23 protein-coding genes are annotated in these 24,862 nt (G+C 70.1%); 16 read left to right on the top strand and 7 right to left on the bottom strand.

The window, feature by feature from the left end; all coding sequences use genetic code 11:
* Positions 1-89 precede the first annotated feature (89 nt).
* Positions 90-1,040 carry an agmatinase gene (speB, locus tag ASF58_RS11610; protein WP_244477288.1) on the bottom strand — a complete coding sequence of 317 codons (951 nt, stop codon included), beginning with the start codon at positions 1,038-1,040 and terminating at the stop codon, positions 90-92.
* A gap of 296 nt (positions 1,041-1,336) precedes the next feature.
* Here speB and rpsT point away from each other — a divergent pair, with 296 nt between their 5' ends.
* The 5 genes from rpsT to ASF58_RS11585 all read left to right on the top strand — a co-directional run bounded on the left by rpsT (position 1,337) and on the right by ASF58_RS11585 (position 6,822).
* Positions 1,337-1,603, top strand: coding sequence for a 30S ribosomal protein S20 (rpsT, locus tag ASF58_RS11605; RefSeq protein ID WP_055951936.1), 267 nt, complete (start codon positions 1,337-1,339; stop codon positions 1,601-1,603).
* A gap of 578 nt (positions 1,604-2,181) precedes the next feature.
* On the top strand, positions 2,182-3,696 hold the full coding sequence (gene dnaA / locus ASF58_RS11600; protein ID WP_055953634.1) for a chromosomal replication initiator protein DnaA: 1,515 nt from the start codon (positions 2,182-2,184) through the stop codon (positions 3,694-3,696).
* A 189-nt stretch (positions 3,697-3,885) separates the two neighbouring features.
* A complete protein-coding gene (dnaN, locus tag ASF58_RS11595) occupies positions 3,886-5,007 on the top strand; it encodes a DNA polymerase III subunit beta (protein ID WP_055951933.1) in 1,122 nt (373 codons plus the stop codon).
* 61 nt (positions 5,008-5,068) lie between these two features.
* Positions 5,069-6,196, top strand: a complete 1,128-nt coding sequence (recF, locus tag ASF58_RS11590; RefSeq protein ID WP_055951931.1) for a DNA replication/repair protein RecF — start codon at positions 5,069-5,071, stop codon at positions 6,194-6,196.
* 14 nt (positions 6,197-6,210) lie between these two features.
* Positions 6,211-6,822, top strand: coding sequence for a LysE family translocator (locus tag ASF58_RS11585; protein WP_055951928.1), 612 nt, complete (start codon positions 6,211-6,213; stop codon positions 6,820-6,822).
* Positions 6,823-6,825: 3 nt separating this feature from the next.
* Here ASF58_RS11585 and ASF58_RS24920 read toward each other — a convergent pair whose 3' ends face one another.
* Entirely contained in the window at positions 6,826-7,080 is a 255-nt protein-coding gene (locus ASF58_RS24920; RefSeq protein WP_082513006.1) for a type II toxin-antitoxin system VapB family antitoxin, read from the bottom strand.
* A gap of 112 nt (positions 7,081-7,192) precedes the next feature.
* Here ASF58_RS24920 and recQ point away from each other — a divergent pair, with 112 nt between their 5' ends.
* From recQ to ASF58_RS11540, 9 genes are all read left to right on the top strand, one after another.
* Positions 7,193-9,043 (top strand): DNA helicase RecQ, encoded by a 1,851-nt coding sequence (gene recQ, locus ASF58_RS11580; RefSeq protein WP_055951925.1) that lies wholly within the window; start codon positions 7,193-7,195, stop codon positions 9,041-9,043.
* 173 nt (positions 9,044-9,216) lie between these two features.
* Positions 9,217-10,380, top strand: a complete 1,164-nt coding sequence (locus tag ASF58_RS11575) for a hypothetical protein (RefSeq protein WP_055951922.1) — start codon at positions 9,217-9,219, stop codon at positions 10,378-10,380.
* A gap of 110 nt (positions 10,381-10,490) precedes the next feature.
* Positions 10,491-12,716, top strand: coding sequence for a phosphoribosylformylglycinamidine synthase subunit PurL (purL, locus tag ASF58_RS11570; RefSeq protein WP_055951918.1), 2,226 nt, complete (start codon positions 10,491-10,493; stop codon positions 12,714-12,716).
* 33 nt (positions 12,717-12,749) lie between these two features.
* On the top strand, positions 12,750-12,986 hold the full coding sequence (locus ASF58_RS11565; RefSeq protein WP_055951915.1) for a BolA family transcriptional regulator: 237 nt from the start codon (positions 12,750-12,752) through the stop codon (positions 12,984-12,986).
* Positions 12,987-13,008: 22 nt separating this feature from the next.
* A complete protein-coding gene (locus ASF58_RS11560; protein WP_055951912.1) occupies positions 13,009-13,515 on the top strand; it encodes a DUF29 domain-containing protein in 507 nt (168 codons plus the stop codon).
* A 30-nt stretch (positions 13,516-13,545) separates the two neighbouring features.
* The gene (gene grxD, locus ASF58_RS11555) at positions 13,546-13,887 is read left to right on the top strand and encodes a Grx4 family monothiol glutaredoxin (protein ID WP_055951908.1); all 342 of its coding nucleotides are present in this window, start codon (positions 13,546-13,548) and stop codon (positions 13,885-13,887) included.
* Between the two features lie 133 nt (positions 13,888-14,020).
* Positions 14,021-14,920: an NAD(P)/FAD-dependent oxidoreductase gene (locus ASF58_RS11550; RefSeq protein ID WP_055951906.1), complete on the top strand. Its 900-nt coding sequence runs from the start codon at positions 14,021-14,023 to the stop codon at positions 14,918-14,920.
* A gap of 72 nt (positions 14,921-14,992) precedes the next feature.
* Positions 14,993-15,880, top strand: a complete 888-nt coding sequence (locus ASF58_RS11545; RefSeq protein ID WP_055951903.1) for an SMP-30/gluconolactonase/LRE family protein — start codon at positions 14,993-14,995, stop codon at positions 15,878-15,880.
* Between the two features lie 168 nt (positions 15,881-16,048).
* Positions 16,049-16,264, top strand: coding sequence for a hypothetical protein (locus ASF58_RS11540; RefSeq protein ID WP_055953631.1), 216 nt, complete (start codon positions 16,049-16,051; stop codon positions 16,262-16,264).
* Between the two features lie 36 nt (positions 16,265-16,300).
* Here the strand turns inward: ASF58_RS11540 and ASF58_RS11535 are convergent, their stop codons facing one another.
* Together ASF58_RS11535 and ASF58_RS11530 are read right to left on the bottom strand one after the other, a co-directional pair.
* Complete coding sequence (locus ASF58_RS11535; protein ID WP_055951900.1) at positions 16,301-17,122, bottom strand: hypothetical protein; 822 nt, start codon at positions 17,120-17,122, stop codon at positions 16,301-16,303.
* Positions 17,123-17,208: 86 nt separating this feature from the next.
* Positions 17,209-19,278: a M3 family metallopeptidase gene (locus tag ASF58_RS11530; protein WP_055953629.1), complete on the bottom strand. Its 2,070-nt coding sequence runs from the start codon at positions 19,276-19,278 to the stop codon at positions 17,209-17,211.
* A 374-nt stretch (positions 19,279-19,652) separates the two neighbouring features.
* Here ASF58_RS11530 and ASF58_RS11525 point away from each other — a divergent pair, with 374 nt between their 5' ends.
* Both ASF58_RS11525 and ASF58_RS27075 read left to right on the top strand, forming a co-directional pair.
* Positions 19,653-20,417 carry an extensin family protein gene (locus tag ASF58_RS11525; RefSeq protein WP_244477329.1) on the top strand — a complete coding sequence of 255 codons (765 nt, stop codon included), beginning with the start codon at positions 19,653-19,655 and terminating at the stop codon, positions 20,415-20,417.
* Positions 20,418-20,487: 70 nt separating this feature from the next.
* Positions 20,488-21,837 carry a L,D-transpeptidase gene (locus tag ASF58_RS27075; protein WP_244477286.1) on the top strand — a complete coding sequence of 450 codons (1,350 nt, stop codon included), beginning with the start codon at positions 20,488-20,490 and terminating at the stop codon, positions 21,835-21,837.
* On the opposite strand, the gene ASF58_RS11515 is transcribed toward ASF58_RS27075, so the two are convergent.
* From ASF58_RS11515 to ASF58_RS11505, 3 genes are read right to left on the bottom strand one after another with little or no spacing between them, the layout of a single operon-like run.
* On the bottom strand, positions 21,824-22,546 hold the full coding sequence (locus tag ASF58_RS11515) for an ABC transporter permease subunit (RefSeq protein ID WP_156375638.1): 723 nt from the start codon (positions 22,544-22,546) through the stop codon (positions 21,824-21,826). The two genes, ASF58_RS27075 and ASF58_RS11515, sit on opposite strands and share 14 nt — an antisense overlap.
* An 11-nt stretch (positions 22,547-22,557) precedes the next feature.
* Positions 22,558-23,745 (bottom strand): ABC transporter permease subunit, encoded by a 1,188-nt coding sequence (locus ASF58_RS11510; RefSeq protein WP_082513005.1) that lies wholly within the window; start codon positions 23,743-23,745, stop codon positions 22,558-22,560.
* Positions 23,742-24,683 (bottom strand): glycine betaine ABC transporter substrate-binding protein, encoded by a 942-nt coding sequence (locus tag ASF58_RS11505; RefSeq protein WP_082513004.1) that lies wholly within the window; start codon positions 24,681-24,683, stop codon positions 23,742-23,744. Before ASF58_RS11505 ends, ASF58_RS11510 begins: the two co-directional genes overlap by 4 nt.
* Between the last annotated feature and the right edge of the window lie 179 nt (positions 24,684-24,862).

The raw sequence follows: 24,862 nt of genomic DNA, 5'->3' as shown, positions 1-24,862 counted from the left end.
CCTGCCGCCCGGCTTCGATGGTGCAACACGGCCGTTCCCTACGGTTAAGCTTCCGTGGGCTCTTGGCCTGTCTGCATGACGCGCGTGTGTCAGCTGCGCTCGATACACGCTCTGCGTGCGCCGCACGCCTCGGCCAGGAGGCAGAGAAGCTCGAAGGCGAGCGTGGCGCCCGCGAGGGCCGTCACCCCGGAGGGATCGAGGGGCGGCGCGACCTCGACCACGTCGGCGCCGATCAGGTCGAGGCCGCGGAGCCGGCGGACGATCTGCAGCGCCTCGCGGGCGGTGAAGCCGCCCATCTCGGGCGTGCCGGTGCCGGGAGCGTAGGCGGGGTCGAGGGCGTCGATGTCGAAGCTCAGGTAGGTCGGCGCGGTGCCGACCACGGCGCGGGCCTCGGCCAGCACCGCCGGCAGGCCGCGCTCGATCACCGCCTCCATCGGCACGATGTGGACGCCCTGGGCCAGGGCCCAATCGAGCTCGTCCGCCGAATCGACGCTGCCGCGCAAGCCGATCTGCACCATGCGGCGGGGATCGAGGACGCCGTCCTCGATGGCGCGGCGGAACGGGGTGCCGTGGGTGAGGCGCGTACCGTCGTACTGCCCGTCATCGGTGTCGCTATGGGCGTCGATGTGGATCAGGCCGACGGGGCGCGCCGCGCCGAGGGCCCGCAGCACCGGGTAGGTGACGAAGTGGTCGCCTCCGACCGAGAGCGGCACGATCCCGGCGTCCGCCAGGGGCCGATAGAAGGCCTCGATGGCCCGGGCCGTCGCGGCCACGTCGACGGGATTGACGGGGACGTCGCCGAGATCGGCGCAGGCCGCGAGGTCGTAGGGCGCGACGCCGGTGGCGGCGTTTCGGGCCCGGGTGCCCGTGGAGGCCTCGCGCACCCCGCGCGGCCCCAGTCGTGCGCCGGGCCGGTTGGTGGTCGCGCCATCTAAGGGAATGCCGACGAGGCCGAGATCGATTTGCCCGGGCGCCTCGGATGGGTCGATCACGGGCAGGCGCATGAAGCTGGCGACCCCGGAGAATCGCGGTGTCGCCATGCCGGATGCGGGTCGATGCCGCGCGATCCGCACCCGTTCCGCCTCGCTCAGCATCCGCGCCCCTCTCCCCTTCGCGCGTGGCCCGTCGTCTGTCGGGTCCACGGCGGCGAACCGACGACGGCACGATGACGTTCCGTTGACGGATCGGCAACGCGTGGCTATAGAGCCCCCATCGCCGACGGACGCGCACCCCGCGATCGTCGGCTTCGCCATTGCCCGAACAACCTGCACGCGATCCACCGACACTCAAGCCCGCGGGCTCGTCGCGATCGCCTCAAACGTGACGAGGATGCCCCATGGCCAACACCGTGTCGGCCAAGAAAATGACCCGCAAGATTGCGAAGCGCACCGCGGTCAACCGCTCGCGTCGCAGCCGTATGCGCACCTTCGTCCGCAAGGTCGAGGAGGCCATCGCCGCCGGTGATCAGTCCAACGCACTGACCGCCCTCCGCGCCGCCGAGCCCGAGATCATGCGGGCCGCTCAGCACGGCATCGTGCACAAGAACAACGCCTCCCGGAAGGTCTCGCGCCTTGCCGCGCGGGTGAAGGCGCTCGCCGCCTAAATCCCTCTTCCCGAAGAGACCCGAAAGAGCCCGGCAGCGATGCCGGGCTTTTTTCGTTTCGGCCCGTCGATCCGCGAAGCCAGGTCGTGCTCGACCACGGTCACCTGCAGCCGATGCGCGGATGTTGAGCTGAGCGCGACAGAGACTTCGCCAATGGCGCGCGTCGAACTCCCGAATCAGGACAGTTCTGGTGACGAGGCGTTAACGCTAATCGAAATCTGTTTGGTTGCGACCCGTCGAGGGCGAGTGTAGCTTAACGATGTGTCACGATGAACCAACAAATACCCCAGACTGCCGAGTCCAGGGCGAATCATCCACAAGGTGGGAGCGTCGCCTGGACTCAGGACTGGAAGCCAGCGTCGGAATTGCTGCAATTTTTGCTATCCCCATAAGTCCCGTTGTTAGGAGAACCGTAGCTTATTGTTGATAGGCTTGCTTCATCGACAAAAGCCACCCCAGAGGCAGTTGACTCTGGCCCGGCATTATGCGTCCCGCGAATGCCTCGCGGGGCGCAACGTCAGTCAAGTGTGCGTACGTACCGGTGGCGGCCCTCCGCTCTCGGCACGAGGAGAGCGATGATGCATGTCGACGGAAGCGTGTCCGGCAATGCCGAGATGGGCATGAGCGGCGTGAGCGGTCCCGATACGGTGGCCGCCTGGGCCCGGGTGAAGCGCCGCCTGCGGGCGGAGCTGGGCGAGGACGTGTTCGCGAGCTGGTTCGCCCGCCTCGAACTGGTGGAGGTCCTGGACGGAACCGCCCGCCTCACGGTGCCCACCCGATTCCTGAAGAGCTGGATCGAGTCCCACTACCTCGACCGGGTGCTGACCACGTTCCGCAGCGAGGTCGAGACGGTGTCGCGCCTCGACGTCTCGGTGCGCGGTCCCTCCGCCGCGGCCCGCCCCGTCCCCAGCGCTCCGAAGACGGCGAGCAGCGCCGCGAGCCCCCTCGCCCGCCTCCAGGCCGCCGGCTCGGCAATGCCGTCGCACGGGGACGCCATGAGCCTCACCGACGGCGAGTCGGCTCAGGCCCCGCGCGGCGAGGCCGGCGGTGACCTGAACGGCGCCCCCCTCGACAACCGCCTGACCTTCGCGAGCTTCGTCGTCGGTCGCTCCAACGCCCTCGCCCACGCCGCGGCCGAGCGCGTCGCACGCCACGACGGCCAGGGCGCTCTCTACAACCCGCTCTACTTCCATGCCGGCGTCGGCTTGGGGAAAACCCACCTCCTCCACGGCATCGGTCACGCCGCCCGGGAATCTGGCCGCCGGGTGATCTATCTCACTGCCGACCGCTTCATGTACGGCTTCGTCAACGCCCTGAAGACCCAGAACGCGCTCGCCTTCAAAGAGCGTCTGCGCGCGATCGACCTCCTCATCCTCGACGACGTCCAGTTCATCCAGGGCAAGTCGATCCAGGCGGAATTCGGCCACACCATCAACGCGCTGATCGATGCCGGCCGCCAGGTGGTGGTCGCCTCGGACCGTCCGCCCACCGAGCTCGAAGCCCTGGAGGAGCGCGTGCGCTCGCGCCTGGCCGGCGGCCTCGTGGTGGAGATCGGCAGCCTCGACGAGCAGCTGCGCGCCTCGATCCTGTCGGCGCGCCTGGCGGCCGTCCAGGTCTCGCATCCGAACTTCGAGGTCTCGCCCACGGTGGCCACCTACGTCGCCCGGGCGATCACGGCCAATGGCCGCGACCTCGAGGGCGCCGTGAACCGGCTCCTGGCCCACGCCACCCTCACGGGCACGGCGGTGACCATGGAGACCGCCGAGACCGCGATCCGCGATCTCGTCAAGAACCGCGAGCCCAAGCGCATCAAGATCGAGGACATCCAGAAGCTGGTGGCCTCGCGCTACAACGTCTCGCGCTCCGACATCCTGTCCGAGCGGCGCACGGCCGCGGTGGTCAAGCCGCGCCAGATCGCGATGTACCTCTCGAAGGTGCTCACCCTTCGCTCCTTGCCCGAGATCGGCCGCCGCTTCGGCGGGCGCGATCACACCACGGTGCTGCACGCCGTGCGCAAGATCGACAAGCTGATCGGCGAGGACAACGTACTGAACGACGAGGTCGAGCTCCTGAAGCGCATGCTCCAGGATTGATGGTCCCCGGGGCGTCGCGGTGTGCCGCGACGCCCCGAATCCTCTACGGGATAGCCGGCCTCTCGCACTTGCGTTCCCCGGGAGGCTTCGCCAAGTTCAGCGGCCACGGTGCCAGGGTGCCCGCAGGGCCGGAGCGCGTCGAACGCGCACCTCCCGGCGGCGCCCGATGAGAGACCACGAGTTCAGACCATGAGAGTCACTGTCGAGCGTGCGGCCCTTCTTCGGTCGCTCGGCCACGTGCACCGCGTGGTGGAGCGGCGGAATACGATCCCGATCCTCTCCAACGTGCTCCTGCGCTGCCATGCCGACGGCCTTGAGCTGAAGGCGACCGACCTCGACATCGAGGTGACGGAGACGATCCCGGCCGAGGTGGTCGATGCCGGCGCCACCACGGTGCCCGCGCACGTCATCTACGACATCGTCCGCAAGCTGCCGGACGGCGCCCAGGTCTCCCTGGAGACCAGCGGCGAGACCGGGCAGATGACGATCCGCTCCGGCCGCTCGCGCTTCTCCCTCGGTGCCTTGCCCGAGGGCGATTTCCCCGACCTCGCGGCCGGCGAGCTGCCGACCCACTTCGTGATCGCGGCCTCCGACCTCAAGCGCCTGATCGAGAAGACGCAGTTCGCGATCTCGACCGAAGAGACGCGCTACTACCTCAACGGCATCTACCTCCACACCATCGAGGTGGAGGGCGCGCTGCGCATGCGCGGCGTCGCCACCGATGGCCACCGCCTGGCGCGGGTCGAGATCGAGGCGCCCGAGGGCAGCCGCGACATGCCGGGCATCATCGTACCCCGCAAGGCGGTCTCCGAGATCATCAAGCTCGTGGAGGATGGCGGCGAGAGCGTCGAGATCGACCTGTCGCCGGCCAAGATCCGCTTCAAGTTCGCCAGCGGCGTGGTGCTGATCTCGAAGCTGATCGACGGCACCTTCCCGGATTACCAGCGCGTCATCCCCTCCGGGAACGACAAGTTCCTCACGGTCGAGCGCGACGTCTTCGCCAAGGCCGTCGACCGCGTCTCGACGATCTCCTCGGAGCGCGGACGGGCCGTGAAGCTGGCCGTCCAGGAAGGCCGCCTCGCCCTCTCGGTCAACAACCCGGATTCCGGCAGCGCGACCGAGGAGCTCGACGTCGATTACGACGCGCCGGCCCTCGATATCGGCTTCAACGCCCGCTACCTCCTCGACATCACGAGCCAGCTCGAGGGCGACACCGCCCTGTTCAAGCTCGCCGATCCGGGTTCGCCGACCCTGATCCAGGATCGCGAGGGCGCGGCCGCCCTCTACGTCCTGATGCCGATGCGGGTCTGATCGGTGCATCGCGCCCTCGCGGCGCGAGACAGGCCCGGGCCGATCGGCTAAGGCCTGACGGGTGCGCCTCACCCGTCTGATCTGTCGCGACTTCCGCAACCACGCCGACCTCGACCTCGCGGTCGACCGCCGCTTCGTCGCCTTGGTCGGCGAGAACGGGGCCGGCAAGACCAACCTCCTCGAAGCGATCTCGCTGTTCTCGCCGGGCCGCGGCCTGCGTCGGGCCGACCTCGCCGCGATGCCGCGCAGCGGCGGCCCCGGCGGCTTTGCCGTCTCGATGACCCTGGCGGGGGAGGAGACCGAGCACCGGATCGGCACCGGCTACGAGCCGCCCGGCTTCGACGGACGCGCCGCCCGCCTCTGCCGGATCGACGGCGCCCCCGCGCCCTCCCCCGTGGCCTTCTCGGAATTCCTGCGGGTGGTCTGGCTGACCCCGGACCTGGACGGCCTGTTCCGCGGTCCCGCCGGCGAGCGACGCCGCTTCCTCGACCGCCTCGTTCTCGCGGTGGATGCGAGCCACGGCGCCCGCGTCAACGCGATGGAGCGCGCCCTGCGCTCGCGCAACCGGCTGCTCGACGAGCGGCCCAACGATGGCCAGTGGCTCGACGCGATCGAGCGCGAGGTGGCCGAACTCGGCGTCGCCGTCGCGCTGGCCCGGCGCGAGACCGCGGAGCGCCTGGATCGGCTGATCGCCGAGACCCGCGACGATACCCAGCCCTTTCCCTGGGCCGGACTGCGCCTGGAGGGCGACCTCGACGACCTCGTGGCGGTCTGGCCCGCGATCGAGGCCGAGGACCGCTTCCGCATGGCCCTGCGCCAGGGCCGCAGCCGCGACCGCGCCGCCGGGCGCACCCTCAGCGGGCCGCAGACCAGCGACCTCGTGGTCCGCCACGGCCCGAAGGACGTCCCCGCCGCCACCGCCTCCACCGGCGAGCAGAAGGCGCTTCTCATCGGCCTCGTGCTCGCCCATGCCCGCCTGGTTCAAGCCATGAGCGGCCTGGCGCCCGTGATCCTGCTCGATGAGGTAGCGGCCCATCTCGATCCGCGCCGGCGCGCCGGCCTCTTCGATGCCCTCGAAGCCCTTCAGGGACAGGTCTGGATGACGGGGGCCGACCCGGCCCTGTTCGGCGAGCTGGACGGGCGGGCGGATATGGTCAAGGTCGCGGACGGGCGGATCGCCCGGGATTGATTCGCGGCGCTGCGATGCCTCTTTCGAGCCTCCTCCTCTTCGCGCTGATCTATGCTGGCGCCGTAGCCTCGCCCGGGCCAGGAATCGCTGCCCTCGTAGCCCGGGTGATGACCTCGGGCACCCGCGGCATCCTCGGCTTCGTCCTCGGGATGGTCGTCGGCGACCTGACCTGGTTCACGATCGCGGGCGGCGGCTTCGCGCTCCTGGCCCAAACTTTCGCACCCGTCTTCGTGGCCCTGAAGGTCGGCGGCGTCCTCTACCTAATTTTCCGGGCCTGTAGGACCTGGAACGCCCCTGTGGACGCGGCCCTGCCGGTCGCCTCCCCGCGCCAGGATGCCCTGCGCGCGTTCCTCGGCGGGCTGGCGATGACCCTGGGAAACCCAAAGGTGATCTTGTTTTTCCTTGCGCTTCTCCCGAGCGTCGTCGATCTGCCGCATCTCTCGGTGCTCGGCCTTGCGACGATGGCGGTCATCCTGATCTCGGTGCTTGCGACGGTACTGACCCTCTACGTTCTCGCGGCCGACCGCGCCCGCCGGACCTTCACTTCGTGCCAAGCCCGCCGCCGGATGAACCGCGGCTCCGCGACCGTCATGGCGGGTGCCGCGGTCGCGATCGCCCTTCGATAAGGATCAAGCCAGGGCCGACGAGATATCGGCCGATGTCTCCTTCCTGAATCCGCCATCACCCGGAGCGGTGCTTGGTGCCGGGCCGATTACGGCTTGGATTGGTCCTGCTCGGACAAGGCGAATTTCAGCGACGGCCGGTGCCCGCGCGATCCCGTGCGCCAGCGCCCGCCGCACCGTCTCGGATTTGCCGACCTTGGCCCGCGCCGCCAGCTTGATCGCCAAGTGATTGACCTCCTCGCTTCGGATGGCCAGAGGCATTAAGCCGATCCCCGGAAAGGCCCGCCGCCCGGTTCGACGCGGCGAGCGTATTGCCGACACATCGGGGCCATAAGCCGCCCGCCCGTCCTTTCACCGCCAGGCCAGGATGCCCATGACAAGCCGCCTCGACGAGGCTCGCGCCGCGTTGAAGACAACCTTCGGCTACGACGATTTCCGGCCCGGCCAGGATGAGGTGATCGGCGCCGTCCTCGACGGGACCGACGTCTTCGCCGTGATGCCCACCGGCTCCGGCAAGTCGATGACCTATCAGCTGCCGGCCCTGGTGGAATCCTCGCTGACGGTGGTGGTCTCACCGCTCATCGCGCTGATGCACGATCAGGTGCAGCAGATGCTCGGCTTCGGCGTCGCCGCCGCGACCCTGAACTCCTCGGTGGCGGAAGCGACCTCCCGCGAGACCTGGCGGCAGATCCGGTCCGGCGACCTGCGCCTGCTCTTCGTCTCGCCCGAGCGCCTGATGATGGAGGGCCTGATGGATGCCCTGCGGGGCGCCGGCGTGCGGCGGCTTGCCGTGGACGAGGCCCACTGCGTCTCGCAGTGGGGTCACGACTTCCGGCCGGAATACCGGGATCTCGCCCGGGCCCGCGAAGCCCTCGGCAACGTCCAGACCGTGGCGCTCACCGCCACCGCCGACAAGGCGACCCGGGCCGACATCACCGAGCGGCTGTTCCCGGCAGGCCGCGAGCTCAAGGCCTTCGTCCATTCCTTCGACAGGCCGAACATCCGCCTGACCTTCACGCCGAAGGACAACCCGACCCGCCAGATCGAGCGGTTCCTGCGCCACCGCCGCGCCGAGAGCGGGATCATCTACTGCTCGTCGCGCAAGCGCACCGAGCAACTGGCCGAGACCCTGGCCAAGGACGGCTTCAACGCCCTGCCCTACCATGCCGGTCTCGACCAGGGCACGCGGATGCGGAACCAGGACACCTTCCTGCAGGAGGACGGTGTCGTGATGACCGCCACCGTCGCCTTCGGCATGGGCATCAACAAGCCCGACGTGCGCTTCGTCTGCCACGCCGACATGCCCTCCAACGTCGAGGGCTACTACCAGGAGATCGGCCGCGCCGGCCGCGACGGCCTGCCCGCCGACACCCTGACCATCTACGGTCTCGACGACATGGCCCTGCGCCGTCGCCAGATCGACGAGAAGGAGGTGCCGGACGAGCGCCGGCGCGTGGAACGGCGCAAGCTGGAAGCCATGATCGCCCTCTGCGAGGGCGCGACCTGCCGGCGCCAGTCCCTGCTCGGATATTTCGGCGAGGCGAGCGAGCCCTGCGGCCGCTGCGATCTCTGCCGCAGCGGCGTCTCGCTCATCGACGCGACGGTGCCGGCCCAGAAGCTGCTCTCGGCCATCGTGCGCACCGGCCAGCGCTTCGGCGCGGCCTATGTCTGCGACGTGGTGCACGGGAAGGAATCCGACCCGATCCGGCGCAACGGACACACGGCGCTGAAGACCTTCGGGGTCGGCGCCGACAAGCCCATCGCCGCCTGGCGCGCGATGCTGCGTCAGCTCTTCGCCGCCGGGGCCGTGACCGAGAATGGCGACGGGTTCGGGGGGCTCTCGCTCACGGACAAGGGTGAGGCGATCCTGTTCGGCCGCGAGGCCATCCAGATGCGCCCCGACCCCGAGCCGAAGGTGGCCGAGTCGCGCGATCGGAAGCGCGGAGCCGCCCGCGAGGACGCGAGCCTCGACCTCGATCCCGCCACCGAGGCCCTGTTCCAGCACCTGCGCGGCCTGCGGGCCACCATCGCCCGGGCCGAGGGCATCGCCGCCTTCATGGTGTTCCCCGACCGGACCCTGATCGAGATGGCCCGCACCAAGCCCGTCGACCTCTACGCCCTGCGCACCGTCCACGGCGTCGGCGAGCGCAAGCGCGAGGCCTACGGCGAACGCTTCGTCGCGGCGGTGGCCGATTTCCTGTCCCACGCGCCGGCCGTCCGGTAGGGCGTACCGTGACGGCCGCGCCGTCGCCGCCCTGATGCGCTTTCGCACTCGTCTATCCGGATCGCCATCGTGTAGGGACGGGCGCGGCCAGCGGCCGCCAGCTTCGAATTGGACGGGTCCCCATCATCACGCCCTCAGATCCGCCCGCTCCGGCCGCCCGTCAGGTCTTCTACATGCCGGGCTTCGATCCCCGCGAACCCGAGACCTATTGGGGTCTGTTCCGGCGGGAAGCCCGGCTGACGGCCGTCCGGCGCGGAATGGCGATCACGGTCGGCGATCCGAAGCGGAGCGCGGACGGGCTCGCCGTCGACTGGCGCGTCGACCTCGACGGACACACGACGCACTACACGCTGCTGCGCTGGGACGATATCGTCGCGGCCCGGTTCCCCCGCGCCAACGGCCGCCGCCTGCTCGAGGTGCCGGCCCTGTGGTGGCGCCTGATCCGCTCCGGCTACCTCCGGCCCTTCCGACGTGAGGCCCGGCGCTTCGCCCGGGTCATCCTCGGGGTCCACCTGATCTACCTGTTCCTGGTCGTGCTGAGCCTCGGCGTCGCGGCGGCGGCCATCGACCTGGTGCCCGGCCTGTCCGGGTTCTGGAAGATCCTGACGGTGCCCGTGCTGGCCTACGGAATCCTGGCGCTGCTCATGCGGGCGACCCGCGGCAAGCCGTTCTACGTGGCGCATCTCGTCGACGACACCGCCTTCACCCACGATCACGCCAGCGGCGCCGACACCCGGATGCGCGCCCGACTCGACGCCTTCGCGTCGATCATCCGGGGCGCCGAGGGCCGGGCGTCCGAGATCGTGGTGATCGGCCATTCCTCGTCGAGCTTCCTCGGGCTCGAGGCCCTCGATCGGGTGCTCGTGGCCGATCCCGAATTCGGCCGGCGCGGCACGCCGGTCTCCTTCGTGAGCATCGGCAGCGTCATCCCGTGGATCACCCTCGATCCCCGCGCCACGGAGACCCGCGGCGCCCTGGCCCGCGTGGCGGCGAGCGACGCGATCCGCTGGCTCGACGTCCGGGCCAAGTGGGACTGGCTCTCGGTGCACCAGCGCAATCCGCTCAGCGCCTCGAAGCTGCCGGCGCCCCTCGTCCATCGCCCCGTCGCGATTCACGTCCGGATCGAGGACCTGATCGAGAAGCGCATCATCGCCCGGCGCAAATGGAACCTGTTCCGGATGCACTTCCAGCTGCTGATGTCGAGCCGCGACCCGGAGGCCTTCGACTACGTCGCCTTCGTGGCCGGTGCCGAGCCCGTCCACGCGCTGATCCGGCGCTGGCGGGACGTGACGGAGCAGCCCAAAGGGCGTTTCATCGCCGAAAGCCCGGAGGATTAGGGCCTCGGATCGGGCTCGATCCACGATCGCGTGTTGCCAGGGCGCGGCGTTCCGCTCTAGAGCCGTCACGCACGGCCGGACCCGGACGGGGGCCGTGCCGAGAGGGTCGCATGTTCCGCAACGATGTTCCGATCACCCCCGAACTGGTCCGCCAGCACGGCCTGACGCCGGACGAGTTCGAGCGCTTCCGTGGCTTGATCGGGCGCGACCCGACCCTGACCGAGCTCGGCATCGTCTCGGCGATGTGGAACGAGCACTGCTCCTACAAATCCTCCCGCAAGCACCTGCGCGGCCTGCCGACCTCGGCACCCTGGGTGATCCAGGGACCCGGCGAGAATGCCGGCGTCATCGATATCGGTGACGGGCTCGCCTGCGTCTTCAAGATGGAAAGCCACAACCACCCGAGCTTCATCGAGCCCTACCAGGGCGCGACGACCGGCGTCGGCGGCATCCTGCGCGACGTCTTCACGATGGGCGCGCGCCCGATCGCGGCCCTGAACGCGCTTCGCTTCGGCTCACCGGACCATCCGCGCACCCGCCACCTCGTCTCCGGGGTGGTCGCGGGCATCGGCGGTTACGGCAATTCCTTCGGCGTGCCGACGGTGGGCGGCGCCATGGGCTTCCACCCGCGCTACGACGGCAACATCCTCGTCAACGCCATGGCGGTGGGCCTCGCCCGCACCGACGGGATCTTCTACGCGGCCGCCACGGGCGTGGGCAATCCGATCGTCTATCTCGGCTCCAAGACCGGCCGCGACGGCATCCACGGTGCCACCATGGCGTCGGCCGAGTTCGACGACGCTTCCGAGTCGAAGCGCCCCACCGTGCAGGTCGGCGACCCCTTCGCCGAGAAGCTGCTGCTGGAGGCCTGCCTCGAGCTGATGGCCTCGGGCGCCGTGATCGCGATCCAGGACATGGGCGCCGCCGGCCTCACCTGCTCGGCCGTCGAGATGGGCGCCAAGGGCGACCTCGGCGTCGAGCTCCACATCGAGAAGGTGCCCGCCCGCGAAGCCGGCATGACCGCCTACGAGATGATGCTCTCCGAGAGCCAGGAGCGCATGCTCATGGTGCTCAAGCCCGGCATGGAGGCCGAGGCCGAGGCGATCTTCGTGAAGTGGGGCCTCGACTTCGCGATTATCGGGCACACCACCGACACGCTCCGCTTCGTCGTGAAGCATGACGGCGTCGTCATGGCCGACCTGCCGATCAAGGAGCTCGGCGACGAGGCGCCCCTCTACGACCGGCCTCACATCGCCAACACGCACCAGCCGGTGCTCGCCGCCGCCGACGTGCCCGAGACCGTGGGCAGCGCCGAGGCGCTGAAGCGCCTCGTGGGCTCGCCCGACCTCTCGTCGAAGCGCTGGGTCTACGAGCAGTACGACCACTTCATCGGCGGCAACACCGTGCAGAAGCCGGGCGGCGACGCCGCCATCGTGCGGGTCGAGGACGGCCCGCGCGGGCTCGCCATGACGGCCGACGTCACCCCGCGCTACTGCGAGGCCGATCCGGTGGAGGGCGGCAAGCAGGCCGTGGCCGAGGCCTGGCGCAACATCACCGCGGTCGGTGGACGGCCCCTCGCCATCACCGACAACCTCAACTTCGGCAACCCGGAGAAGCCCGAGGTGATGGGCCAGCTCGTTGGCTGCCTCAAGGGCATCGGCGAGGCCTGCAAGGCCCTCGACTTTCCCGTCGTCTCGGGGAACGTCTCGCTCTACAACGAGACCAACGGCGTCGGCATCCTGCCCACCCCCACCATCGGCGGCGTCGGCGTGCTCGACGACGTGACGCGCCACGCCACGCTGAACTTCAAGCGCGCCGGCGACGTCCTCGTCCTGATCGGAGAGACCGCCGGCTGGCTCGGGCAGTCGGTCTACCTGTCGGTGATCGCCGGGCGCGAGGACGGGGCTCCACCCCCGGTGGATCTGGCCGTCGAGCGGCGCAACGGCGACTTCGTGCGCGGGCTCATCACCTCCGGCCTCGTCGACACCGTCCACGACCTGTCCGACGGCGGCCTCGCCGTGGCGCTGGCCGAGATGGCGATGGCGGGTGGGATCGGCGCGGCCCTTCCCGAGGTGCCCCAGGGGGTGCCGACCCACGCCTACCTCTTCGGCGAGGATCAGGCCCGCTACCTGCTGGCGGTCGACCCCGAGACCGCGCCGGACCTGCTCTACAGCGCCTCCGCCCAGGGCATCCCGGCAGCGGTGATCGGCGTGACGGGCAACGACCATTTGACCCTGCCGCAGGGCGAGACCATATCGGTGGCCGAATTGCGCGAGACCCATGAGGGCTGGCTGCCGGCCTACATGGCGAGCCAGCCGGCCGGCGTCCCGGCCTGAAGCCCCCCTTCCCGTTCGTCAGGAGCCAACCCGATGCCGATGGATGCGCGCGAGATCGAGGCGATGATCCGAGAGGCGCTGCCCGACGCCCGGATCGAGATCAAGGATCTGGCCGGGGACGGCGATCATTACGCCGCCACGGTGCTGTCCTCGGCGTTCAAGGGAAAGACCCGGGTCGCCCAGCACCAGATGGTCTACGGCGCGCTTCAGGGTCGGATGGGGGGCGTGCTGCACGCGCTTGCGCTCACCACCGGCGTCCCGCAGGATTGAGGCTTCCGCGGAGGCGGATCGCATGGACCAGCCGAGCCTCTACGACGACGACATCGTGACCTGGGCCGAGCAGCAGGCCTCGACCCTGCGCGCCCTCGCCCGCCGGCCGGACCTCTCGAACATCCTCGATTGGGAGAACGTGGCCGAGGAGATCGAGAGCGTGGGCCGGTCCCAGATCAGCGCGGTGGAGCAGCAGCTCCTTCAAACCCTCATCCATGTCCTGAAATACATGTCCGCGCCGCGTGCGCAGTCGACCCGATCGTGGCGGGTCGAGGTGATCGCATTCCATGCCGCCGCACGCCGGGCCTACGCGCCGGGCATGCGGCGACGGATCGACTGGGATTGGATCTGGAAGACCGCCCGCCTCCAGGCGGAGGCGTCGCTCCAGATGTACGACGATCATCTCGTTGCGGGCTTGCCCGACAGGATGCCGTTCACCCCGGACGAACTCGTCGCCGAGAGCTTGACGATGGATTGGGCGCTCGAACGCTTGGCCGCGACCTTGAACAGGCCGACCGACCATCATTAGATCAGCATCACATCTCAGAGGACCGACACCATGAGCGACGTCAACACCGCGATCGAGAACGAGATCAAGTCCCAGGACGTGGTCGTCTTCATGAAGGGCACGCCGCAATTCCCGATGTGCGGCTTCTCGGGCCAGGTCGTGCAGATCCTCAACTACCTGGAAGTGCCGTTCAAGGGCGTGAACGTCCTCGACGACATGGCGATCCGCGACGGCATCAAGGCCTTCTCCAACTGGCCGACGATTCCGCAGATCTACGTGAAGGGTGAGTTCGTCGGCGGCTGCGACATCACCCGCGAGATGTTCCAGTCGGGCGAGCTGCACCAGTTCCTGTCCGAGAAGGGCATTCCCGTGAAGGCGCCGACCGCCGCCTGAGGCGCGTCACGCCTGCGGGACGGAATCAGGGCGCGCGAGCGCCCTTTTTCCTGTCCGAAGGGGCGAAGAACCGAACATCCCCCCGGGTCCGGCCGTTGAGTTTCGGACAGGTCAGACCGGGGAGCGGCACGACATGCGCGACGTCATCATCGTCGGCGGCGGCCCGGCAGGCCTCAACGCGGCACTCATCCTCGGCCGCTGCCGCCGCGACGTTCTCCTCTGCGATGCCGGCCACCCGCGCAACGCGGTCACGCCGCGGAGCTGGGGCGTCTTCACCCGGGACGGCACGCCGCCCCTGGAGCTGCGCGCGCAGGCCGAGGCCGATTTGGCGCGCTACCCGACGGTGGAGCGCCGGACAATCAAGGTCACCGAGGCCCGGGGCCAGGACGACGGCTTCTCCGTCATCCTCGCCGACGGCACCCACGAGACGACGCGCAAGCTGGTCCTGGCGACGGGCCTGCACCAGGCCCTGCCCTCGGTGGAGGGCTTCGACCACTACTGGGGCCACGGCGTCCATTCCTGCCCCTATTGCGACGGCTACGAGAATCGGGACCGGCCCCTCGTCGTCTACGCTCACGGCGACGCGGCCAAGGGCATGGCCCTCGAGGTGACCGTCTGGAGCGACGACGTCACCCTCTGTACCGATGCTCAGCCGACCACGCTCTCCGACCGCGATCGCGCGCGCCTGGCCCGCCACGGTGTCCGCATCGTCGAGACACCGATCCGGCGCCTGGAGGGGGATGGGCGCCAGCCGCAGCACCTCACCTTCGCGGACGGGACGAGCTTGCCCTGCCACGCCGTGTTCCTGATGCCGATGCCCTGCGAGCCGTCCGAGCTCATCACGCAGCTCGGCTGCGACCTCACCCGAAAGGGCGTGGTGCCGACCGGCGAGTACGAGACCACCAACGTTCCCGGCCTGTTCGTCGCCGGGGACGCCTCCCGCCGGGTGCAATTCGCCGTCGTGGCCGCCGCCGAGGGCGCCATGGCAGCCTTCGCGGTGAACACCGAACTCCTGCGCGAGGACGTCGCCTGACCGACGGCGCCGGCGTGACGTACCGCCCCCGACCTCTACAAGTCCCCCCTGCCGAGCCCGGAGCCCGACACGATGACCCTGCGCGTCCACCCGCATACGCCCCGCGTCGCCGTTCCCTGCCGCTGCGAACTCGGCGAGGAGGCGACCTGGGATGCGCGCTCGGACACGCTCACCTGGGTGGATGTCGAGACCCCGACGATCTGGCGCCACCATCCCGCGAGCGGGACGACCCAGCATTACCCGCAGGACGAGAAGCTGGGCTTCGCTCTCCTCACCGAAGATCCCGACACCGTGCTCGCCGGTTTCGAATCCGGGGTCGTGCTGCTCCATCTGGAGAGCGGCCGGCGGACGCCGCTGGTGACGCCCGACGATCATCACGCGGGCAACCGGCTCAACAGCGGCCATGTCGGGCCGGACGGCGCCCTCTACTTCAGCACCATGGACGATGCGGAGGCGGAGCCCACCGGGACCTTCCACCGCTGGCACGGCGGGCGCCTCGATGCCTTCGGCGGCCGCGTCGCGGTGTCGAATGGTCCGGTGGTCACGGCCGACGGCAGCCGGATCTACACCGCGGACACCGCCGAGGGGGTCATCCGGGTCCATTCCATCGCGGAAGACCGCATCGGACCGGCACAGCCCTTCGCGGTCTTCGAATCCGATTGGGGCAAGCCGGACGGTCTGACAGTGGATGCCGCCGGGTATCTCTGGGTCTGCCACTACGGCGGTTCGCGCATCACCCGCTTCGACCCGGCGGGGGCGATCGAGCGCGTCGTGCCGGTGCCCACCGAACTGGTCACCAAGTGCGCCTTCGGCGGACCGGACCTGACCACCCTGTTCGTGACGACCGCCCTGCGCGGGCGTGACCCCGCCGCCGACCCGATGGCCGGGCATCTTCTGGCCGTCGAGACCGACATCGCGGGCCTGCCGGCGGCGATCTATCGGGATGCGCGAACACTGTAATCAGGTGCGCTTCCGCACCGAGTTAACCTTCGACGGGGGGCAGAGGTGAATTAACGGTAAATAATCGCGTCCTTTTGGAACTTATTGCCGTTGTCCACATTATCTGCCAATGACGGGTCCTGCGGCCCCCTCCGGGGGCCATTCAGGACCTTGGGTCCGGTGACCGCCATGCCAGTGTTCGAAGCCAAGAACCTTGATTCCGACTTCGAAGGCTTCGCCTTCCTGACGTCGATCCTGCACCCGTCGGCGGAGGCTCAGACGCGCGCCCTGACGCACGGCCGCAATCGCGCCGCGCGGGGTTCGATGATGGCGGACCCGCTGACGGTCGAGCCGCGCTTCCCGGTTCGGCACCCCGAGACCGAGATCGAAGCCCAGGCGTCCTGAACCGGACGCCTTGGAGGCTTATGAGGCGTTCGGGCATCACCACGTCTGCGGCGTGATGGTTCCCTGCTTGGTGACGACGACCCAGGTCTTGCCGCGCCGCTCGATACTCTCGATGCGTCCGACACCCGGAACGGTGTCACCGGGACCGACCTCGACGAGCCGTCGCTTGCGATCCTCCAGAACCGCCACGCCATCATAGACCTCGCGCACGGCCCAGCCTTCGGCCGGTGACGGCTTCGGCTTGTCCGGAATCGCACCCGTCTCGGTGGGCTCGAGGGCGGCCGGCTTGGCGGCCTGGGGCGCGACGACGGGGGACGGAGCCGGGGCCGCGGCGCGCTTCTCGATCTGCGCGGTCAGTGCCGCGAGGCGGGCGCTCTGGTCCTTCTCAGCCTGCTCGAGACGGTCGCCGGTGGCAGCGAGCTTCGTGGCGAGGGTCTGCTCGGTGCGTCCGAGACGCTCCGCGAGAGTCGTGTGACGCGCCTTGGCCTCCGTACGGGCGGCCTCGGCTGTGTCTTGGAGTTGCGCGAGGCCCTTGGCCAGGCGCTCGACCTGACGGTCGGATTCGGTGCGGCCGATTTCGATCTGATGACGGATCTGCGCCAGGGTCTCGCGACCGTCCGTCGCGCGCGGGGCCGCTAGGCTCATCGCGCCGGCGCCCACGAGTGCACCGAGGCCCAAACTTGCAGCGGCAATTGCCAGGATGCGTGGCTCGGCACGGAGCCTCGCGGTCCAGGACGCGCTTTCGGCGACCGACGGCGCGGCGGCCTTCCCGGCCGAGGCGCGGGCCCCGAGAATCGCCTGCTTGAGCAGGGTTTCGGGCGAGGCATCCGCCGACGCCGCGAGGACCTTATCCGTCATGACCAATGCTTCCTGATGGGGCAGGAAGCATTGGTTAAGGCTGTTTCTTTACGAAAGCGTTACCCTGTTTTCAGTCAGTCCCGTGCTCAGGCCGCCAGCCCCCGCTGGCGCAGAAGCGGATCGATGCTGGGCAGCCGTCCGCGGAAGGCGGTGTAGGCCTCGCTCGGGTCGCGCAGGTTGCCGGCGCCGTAGACGAACTGGCGCAGGCGGGCCGCCGTCTCGGGGTGGAAGATGTCTCCGGCCTCGCGGAAGGCGTCGAACGCGTCCGCATCGAGCACTTCCGACCAGAGATAGCTGTAGTAGCCGGCCGCATAGCCGTCGCCCGAGAAGATATGCGCAAAATGCGGCGTCCGGTGCCGCATCGCGATCTCGACCGGCATGGCGATGCGCTTGAGGGCGTCCGCCTCGAAGGCCGCGACGTCGAGGCCCTCCTCACCGCCGCTCGACAGGTGCAGCGTCATGTCGACGATGGCCGACGCGGTGTACTCGATGGTGGCGAAGCCCTGGTTGAAGGTCCGGGCGGCCAGCAGGCGCTTCAGCAGGTCCTCGGGCATCGGCTCGCCGGTGCGGTAATGGCGCGCATGCTTGCGCAGCACTTCCGGCTGTTCGAGCCAGTGCTCGTAAAGCTGAGACGGCAACTCGACGAAGTCGCCCGGGACCGCGGTGCCGGCCAGCAGCGGATAGGTCACGTCGGAGAGCAGACCGTGCAGGGCATGGCCGAACTCGTGGAACAGCGTCCGGGCATCGTCGAAGGAGAGCAGGGTCGCCTCGCCCGCCGGTGCCTTGGCGAAGTTCATCACGTTGACGATGATCGGCTTGATGTCGCCGTTGAGCCGCTCCTGCGTGCGGAAGGCGCTCATCCAGGCGCCGCTGCGCTTCGAGGCCCGGGCGAAGTAATCGCCGAGGAACAGTCCGACCTCGGACCCATCCGCGTTGCGCACGGCCCAGGCGCGCACGTCCGGATGGTAGCGCGGCACGTCGGCCAGTTCCTCGAAGCGCAGGCCGAAGAGCCGCTCCGCCGTATCGAAGGCCGCCGCGATGACGCCGTCGAGGGGCAGGTACGGCTTGATCTCGCTCTCGTCGAGGTCGTGCTCGGCCCGGCGGAGCTTCTCGGCGTAGTGGCGCCAGTCGTGTTTGGCGAGATCGAAGTTGTGGCCCTCTGCCTGGACCAGCGCCTGCAGCCGGTCCCGCTCGGTGGCGGCCTGATGGTGCGCCGGGGTCCAGACGTTGCGCAGGAGATCCATCGCCCGGTCGGGCGAGCCCGCCATCGTGTCCGAGAGCTTGAAATGGGCGAAGCTGTCGTAGCCCAGCAGGCGGGCGCGCTCCGCCCGCAGCGCGACGATCTCCGCGATGATGCCGCGGTTGTCGGTGGCGCCGCCGCTCTCGCCGCGACGGGTCCAGGCCTCGTAGGCCTTCTCACGCAGGTCCCGGCGGGTGGAGAAGACGAGGAACGGCTCGATCAGCGAGCGGGACAGGGTGATGACGTGGCCGTGTGCGCTGCCCCGCTCCCGGGCCGCCGCGGCCGCGGCCGCGCGGAGGAAGGGCGGCAGCCCGGCAAGGTCGTCCTCGGTCTCCAGGGGCAGGGCGAAACTGCTCTCGTCGGCGAGCAGGTTCTGGCTGAACGTGGTGCCGAGCTCGGCCATCCGGGCCGCGATCTCCGCCATCCGATCCTTGGCCTCGGGTGCAAGGTCGGCGCCCGAGCGGCGGAAGCGGGTCCGGTAGCGGTCGAGGACGCGGCGTTCCTCCGGCCCGAGCTGCTCAGCCTCGGGATCCACCGCGGAGATGCGGGCCCAGAGGGCGGCATTGAGGTAGATCGCGCTGCCGTGGCGGGCGAGTCGGGGGGTGATGGCCCGCTCGACGGCCTGAAGCTCGGGATTGGTGTGGCTTCCGCTGAGGTTGAAGAACACCGAGGCGACGCGGTCGAGATCGTGTCCGGCCCGCTCGAGGGCGCCGACCGTGTTGGCGAAGGTCGGCGGCGCAGGGTCCGCCGCGATCGCGTCAATCTCGGCACGATGATGCGCCAGCGCCGCTTCGAAGGCCGGGAGGTAATGGGCGGGCGCGATCTGCTCGAACGGCGGCAGGCCGTGGGGCGTCGACCAGGCCGGGTCGGCGAAGGGGCCGATCTCCACGGGAGCGGCAGCGGTCTCGGGAGCCATCGCCGGGGAAGCGTCGGGCGTGCCAGTGGTCATTCGCGTTCCTTCGTGCGGTTCATCCCGCGTCGCGCCGCAACGTAAGCACGCTGGCGCGAAGCGCAAAGGCGCGCCTGCGCTGGCGGGCGACACGGTGCGGGTTTCGTCTCCGGGTGACCCGGCGGTTGCTCCTCGCGAACCCGCAGAGCCTCCCGACCGTTACAGGCCGTCCGAACGCTCGGATCAGATGGGATTCGGACCAGATGGAAAACGCGATGCGCCACCGCCCCACCTCTCGTCTCGTCGGGGCCGCGACCCTGGTGCTCGCCGGCGCGCTTGGCCCGACGGGTGCCTGCTGGGCGCAGGAGAAGGGCGTGCCTTCGGATGCGACGGCGATCCCGATGCCGCCGCCGGCGCCCCCGCCCCGCCCGGCGGAACTCGCCACGCCGGCCCAGGCCGAAGCGCCGCGCCCGCCCGAACGACCGGCCGAGCTGTCTCCCCCCAGCGAGACGGCCAGGACGCGCGAAGCCGAGCCGCTGAAGCCGGCGGACGGCGCGGAGATCCCGGCGCCGCCCCCACGGCCCGCCGAACTCTCGACCCCTGCCCTGGCCATCACCGTGGCACCCGTGGACGACAGCGCCTGCCGGCGCCGCCTGGAGCGCCTCGGCGCCCGCTTCGAGCCGCTGCCGGCCCTGGCGAACGGCCAATGCGGGGCGGCCAAGCCCCTCAAGGTCACGGCGCTGGCCGACGACCTCGCCCTGGTGCCGCCGGTGACCCTCGTCTGCGAGGCCGCCGAATCCCTCGCCCGCTGGGCGACGGAGGCGCAGGTGGCCGCCGAGCGCGACCTCGGCCAGCCGCTGAAGGGGCTGACGATCGGGACCTCCTACGAATGCCGGGGCCAGAACCACGATCCCGATGCCAAGCTCAGCGAGCACAGTTTCGCCAACGGCGTCGACGTGATGGGCTTCACCTTCGCCAGCCGCCCGGCGGTTTCGGTGCTGGCCGCGCCGGAGGGAACGCCAGAAGCCACCTTCCTCACCGCGGTGCGTGGCCGGGCCTGTGCCTTCTTCCGGACGGTCCTCGGCCCGGGCTCGGATGCGGCGCACGCCAACCACCTCCACCTCGACGAGCGGCAGCGGAATGCCGGGCACCGCCTGTGTCAGTGAGGGGCGGAACGCCATCCGGTCCAGCGCGCTTACTTGTGCGACATCAGGCAGATAGCCCGGGAGATCTTCGGTGATCAGGTATCCTTCGACACGGATTGGCGGCGGTCTGGCTGCCCTCGCCCTGGTCGCCCTGTCGGGCGGCGCCCAGGCCGAGACGAAGGACAAGGCGGAATCCCCCGCCCTGACGCGCGAGGCCGTCGAATCGGCAGCCTTGGCGCCGACGGGGGATGCCGCCAAGACGGACGCCAGGGGCGGTGAGAAGACCGACGCCAAGGGCGGAGCCGCGAAGAAGGGGGCCGCGAAGACGTCGGACGAGGCCGAGTCGAAGGGCGACGCCGCCAAGCGCAGCGGCACCAAGCGGCCGGAGGCGGCGCTCGTGAAGGCGCAGGTCCTCCTGGACCGGGCTCATTTCTCGCCCGGCGCCATCGACGGTCGGGACGGCGACAACCTGCGCGGCGCCCTGGCGGCCTTCGCCACCGCCAACGGCCTGAAGGCCGAGACGGCGATCGAGCCGGACCTCGCCGACAAGCTCCAGGCGACGAGCCACGATCCGGTGCTGACCGAGTACACCGTGACGGAGGCCGACGCGGCCGGCCCCTTCGTGGAGAAGATGCCGGCGAAGATGGAGGACCAGGCCGACCTCGACGCCCTCGGCTATACCAGCCCGCGCGAGATGCTGGCCGAGCGCTTCCACATGGCCCCGGATCTCCTGAGCGCGCTCAATCCCGATGCGGATTTCGGCAAGGCCGGTACGACGATCCTGGTCGCGGCGGTGAAGCCGCTGGAGACCGGCAAGCCGACGGCGGAGGAGAAGGCCGCGAAGAAGCAGGCCCAGAACGACACCAAGCAGGACTCCACCAAGCGGGAAGCCGGCAAGCCGGAGAGCGGCAAGGACGCGGGCAGCAAAGCGGCCGGAAAGGAGGCCCGGCGCGACGAAGGCAAGCCCACGGAGGCGAAGGATTCCGGCGGCGAGTCCAGCGATCCGACGGAGCGCGACACGAAGACCGTGACCCGCATCGAGGTCGACAAGGAGAGCCGCCACGTGCGGGCCTTCGACACGGACGGCAAGCTCGTCGCGTTCTATCCCGCCTCGATCGGCAGCGAGGAGAAGCCGGCGCCGTCCGGCGAGGCGAAGGTCGAGGGCGTCGCCTACGCGCCGACCTACACCTACAATCCGAAGTATCAATTCGCCGGCGTGAAGGCGAAGACCAAGTTCACCATTCCTCCCGGCCCCAACAACCCGGTCGGCGTGGTCTGGATCGATCTCTCGATCCCTTCCTACGGCATCCATGGGACGCCGGAGCCGGAGAAGGTCGGCAAGACCGAATCCCACGGCTGCATCCGCCTGACGAACTGGGATGCGCGCGATCTCGCCAATCGTGTCAGCCGCGGCGCTCAGGTGGTGTTCAAGGACGAATAACGCGCCACCCGGCGACGGCCGCCAGCAGCGCGGCGTCGGCCAGGAAGGCCAGGGCGGCGGTGGCGGCGGTGCCCTGGAGCATCGCCACGGTATTCTGGTTCTGCAGGCCGGCCACGATGGGCGTGCCGAGGGTCGAGGCGCCCGCCAGGGCGCCGACCGCGGCGGTGGCGATGGCGAGCACCAGGGCGGTGCGCAGGGTCTCGACGATAGCGGGGGCGGCCAGGGGCAGTTCGATCCGGGCCAGGATCTGGAGCCTGGTCAGGCCGATCGCCCGTCCGGCCTCGCGGACCTCCGGCGGCACCCCCGTGATGGCGCCCGCCGTCCCCCTCAGGACCGGCATGATCCCGTAGGCGACGAGGGCGAGCAGCGTCGGGGGACCGCCGAAACCGAGGACCGGCAGGGCGAGCGCGACCACGACCACGGGCGGTACCGCCTGGGCGGCGGCCGCAAGTCCGTCGATCGCCGGCCGCCAGGGTTCGGCGAAGCGGCGCGTGACCAGGATGCCGAGGCCGATTCCGAGGACGGCCACGAGGGCGAGTCCGATCCCGGCCAGGGCGAGGTGGGCCCGCGTCAGGTCGAGGAGACGCTCCACCGACACGGGACGCCGTGCGGGCTCTCCCAGGGCCTCGGTGATCCAGCGGGCGACCGTGGGATGGCTCGCTCCGGCGAGGGCGAGGCCTGTGAGCGCGAAGCCGAGGGGCGCGGACATCCGAGATCGTCTCATGCGTGCCACCGCCGCCGCGCGGCAGCCTCCAACCGGCTCAGTCCGCGCTCGGTCAGCAGCGAGAGTACCACGACGGGAATCGCCCCGAGGAGGATCAGGTCGGGCGCGAACTGAGCCATCCCGTCGAAGACGATGCGGCCGAGGCCGCCGGCCCCCACCAACGCGCCGAGGGTGGCGAGGCCGAGGCCCTGGACGGCCGCGACCCGCACGGCCCCGACGAGGATCGGCGCTCCGATCGGCAGGCGGACCCGCACCAGGACCTGTCCGGGCGAGAGGCCAAGGGCCTCGGCGGCCTGGAGGGTGTCGTCGTCGGGCGCCCGCAGGGCCAAGCTCAGCCCGCGCCAGAGCGGCAGGGCCAGGTAGGCGGCGATGGCGATGATGGCCGGTACGGGGCCCAGCGCCGAGAGACCGAGTTCCCGCAGGGTCGGGACGGCGCGGAGGAGGCCCGACATCACGGCGACCATCGCACCGAGCAGCGCGACGGCGGGCACGACCTGGAGCCCGCCGAGGATCAGGGCCACCAGTCCCTGCCCCCGCCGGAACAGCGCGAGCCCGACCGCGAGGAGCCCGGCGAGGACCAGGGCCGTACCCGCGAGGGCGATGTGCTCTCCGATCGCTGCGTTCACCGTCGCGCGCCGCGCCGCGTACTCGACCGCGAGCGACAGGGCATCGAGGGCGCCGGACCACCCGAGGCCGACGAGTGCGAGGATCAGGCCGAGCCCCGTGGCGAGGCCGAGCCCTGGTCGCCGAGAGTGCCGAACGGCAAGGCCCAGGGCGCCGGTGAGGAGGGTCAGGGTGAGCCAGGATCCCGAACCGAGACCGGCCCGCGCGGCCGGTGAGAGTTCGGCGAGCGACCGGGCGGCGCCCGTACCGAGGCCGTGGAGGAAGGCCAGGATCGCCGGGAGCAGCAGGAATAGGGCGATCACCGAAGCCGTGCTCCTGCGCGAGACCAGGAGGCCGATCGCGAGAGCGCTCATCCCGAGCACGAGGACGGCGGTTCCGCCGAGTGCCGCTGACCCGGTCAGGGAATCCCCGAGCGCCAGCCGGTTCCGGGCGATGGTGAGCACCGGCAGCCGGGTCAGCGCGAGGGCCAGCGCACCGAGCCATGCGGTGGCCACGAGTGCCGGCAGGACACGCCCGATCGAGAGCCCTTGCGGCGTGATGTCCGTCGTCCCCACAATCATGGCAGCAGCCCGTTCTCGGACAGGTATCGGGCCGCCACGGCTTCGGCGACCGCGCCGTCCACGGTGATGCGCGCGTTCAGCCGCCTCAGGGTCTCGGCGTCGAGGTGGGTGAACACCCGCGCCAGGGCGGGTGCGATCTCGGGGTGGCGGGCGAGATCGGCCTCGCGGATCACGGGGGCCACCTCGTAGACGATCTGCGCAGCCAGGGGATCGCTCATCACGCTGAGGTCGAGGGCCGAGAGCGCGCCGTCGGTGCCGTAGACCATGCCGGCATTCACGCCGCTGATCCCCTGCGCGGCCGCCCGCGCCGTGACGGAGGTGTCGCCGCCGGGCAGGCTGATGATGCGAACGAGGGGCAGGGAGAAGCCGTAGGCCGCCTCGAAGGCCGGCAGGGCCGCGGCACTCTCCACGAACTCGGTGGAGGCGGCGAGCCGGATGAGGCCGCGGCGCACGGCTCCGGCGAAGTCAGTCATCGTGGTCAGGTGCTCGCGCCGGGCGAGCGCCCCGTTGACGGCGATCAGCCACGTGTTGTTGGCCGGCGCCCGCGTCAGCCAGGTCAGGCCGCGGGCGGCGTCGAGCCGCCGAATGGTGTCGTAGGCGCCCTGCGGCGACTTCCAAATCGGATCGTTCTCCGTGCCGGAGAAGAAGGCGCCGTTGCCGGTGTATTCGGGATAGATCGAGATCTCGCCGGACAGGAGGCTGTTGCGAACGATCAGGGTCGGCCCGAGCCCGAGCCGGCGCAGGACGGGAAGGTTCAGCCTTTCCAGGACCAGGGCGATCATGGCGCCCGTCAGGGCGCCCTCGGTGTCGCTCTTGGAGGCCACCACGAGCGAGGTCGCGGCTGCGGCCGCGCCACCGGCCCGCACGCTGAAGAGGGCGAGCCCAGTGATGGCCGACCGTCGTGTCCAGTCTCGCGGCCCGTCCCGTTTCGTTAACATAGGTTGTTGGCGTTCCAGGGGCGTCTGCCTACCGGTGGAGCTCGGTGGCACAGAAATGTTTCAGACCGTAACATTGCTGGCCTGCCGACGGCCTTTGACGACGGCCAGGTGCTTGACACGCCCCGCGGAACGGGCGACGGCTCGCTCTATGCCGGGCCGTTCAGCGGGCCTTGCGGTCT

It is taken from the genome of Methylobacterium sp. Leaf125, from assembly GCF_001423085.1.
Lineage (GTDB): Bacteria > Pseudomonadota > Alphaproteobacteria > Rhizobiales > Beijerinckiaceae > Methylobacterium.
Note: the sequence above shows the minus strand (reverse complement) of the source record. Positions and strands in the feature narration are given on the sequence as shown.

Excerpts from the sequence above, each read along its gene's own strand:
- speB (WP_244477288.1), bottom strand. The coding sequence starts at position 1,040 with ATGGCGACACCGCGATTCTCCGGGGTCGCCAGCTTCATGCGCCTGCCC.
- rpsT (WP_055951936.1), top strand. The coding sequence starts at position 1,337 with ATGGCCAACACCGTGTCGGCCAAGAAAATGACCCGCAAGATTGCGAAG.
- dnaA (WP_055953634.1), top strand. The coding sequence starts at position 2,182 with ATGCATGTCGACGGAAGCGTGTCCGGCAATGCCGAGATGGGCATGAGC.
- dnaN (WP_055951933.1), top strand. The coding sequence starts at position 3,886 with ATGAGAGTCACTGTCGAGCGTGCGGCCCTTCTTCGGTCGCTCGGCCAC.
- ASF58_RS11585 (WP_055951928.1), top strand. The coding sequence starts at position 6,211 with ATGCCTCTTTCGAGCCTCCTCCTCTTCGCGCTGATCTATGCTGGCGCC.
- ASF58_RS24920 (WP_082513006.1), bottom strand. The coding sequence starts at position 7,080 with ATGCCTCTGGCCATCCGAAGCGAGGAGGTCAATCACTTGGCGATCAAG.
- recQ (WP_055951925.1), top strand. The coding sequence starts at position 7,193 with ATGACAAGCCGCCTCGACGAGGCTCGCGCCGCGTTGAAGACAACCTTC.
- ASF58_RS11575 (WP_055951922.1), top strand. The coding sequence starts at position 9,217 with ATGCCGGGCTTCGATCCCCGCGAACCCGAGACCTATTGGGGTCTGTTC.
- purL (WP_055951918.1), top strand. The coding sequence starts at position 10,491 with ATGTTCCGCAACGATGTTCCGATCACCCCCGAACTGGTCCGCCAGCAC.
- ASF58_RS11565 (WP_055951915.1), top strand. The coding sequence starts at position 12,750 with ATGCCGATGGATGCGCGCGAGATCGAGGCGATGATCCGAGAGGCGCTG.
- ASF58_RS11560 (WP_055951912.1), top strand. The coding sequence starts at position 13,009 with ATGGACCAGCCGAGCCTCTACGACGACGACATCGTGACCTGGGCCGAG.
- grxD (WP_055951908.1), top strand. The coding sequence starts at position 13,546 with ATGAGCGACGTCAACACCGCGATCGAGAACGAGATCAAGTCCCAGGAC.
- ASF58_RS11550 (WP_055951906.1), top strand. The coding sequence starts at position 14,021 with ATGCGCGACGTCATCATCGTCGGCGGCGGCCCGGCAGGCCTCAACGCG.
- ASF58_RS11545 (WP_055951903.1), top strand. The coding sequence starts at position 14,993 with ATGACCCTGCGCGTCCACCCGCATACGCCCCGCGTCGCCGTTCCCTGC.
- ASF58_RS11540 (WP_055953631.1), top strand. The coding sequence starts at position 16,049 with ATGCCAGTGTTCGAAGCCAAGAACCTTGATTCCGACTTCGAAGGCTTC.
- ASF58_RS11535 (WP_055951900.1), bottom strand. The coding sequence starts at position 17,122 with ATGACGGATAAGGTCCTCGCGGCGTCGGCGGATGCCTCGCCCGAAACC.
- ASF58_RS11530 (WP_055953629.1), bottom strand. The coding sequence starts at position 19,278 with ATGGCTCCCGAGACCGCTGCCGCTCCCGTGGAGATCGGCCCCTTCGCC.
- ASF58_RS11525 (WP_244477329.1), top strand. The coding sequence starts at position 19,653 with ATGCCGCCGCCGGCGCCCCCGCCCCGCCCGGCGGAACTCGCCACGCCG.
- ASF58_RS11515 (WP_156375638.1), bottom strand. The coding sequence starts at position 22,546 with ATGTCCGCGCCCCTCGGCTTCGCGCTCACAGGCCTCGCCCTCGCCGGA.
- ASF58_RS11510 (WP_082513005.1), bottom strand. The coding sequence starts at position 23,745 with ATGATTGTGGGGACGACGGACATCACGCCGCAAGGGCTCTCGATCGGG.
- ASF58_RS11505 (WP_082513004.1), bottom strand. The coding sequence starts at position 24,683 with ATGTTAACGAAACGGGACGGGCCGCGAGACTGGACACGACGGTCGGCC.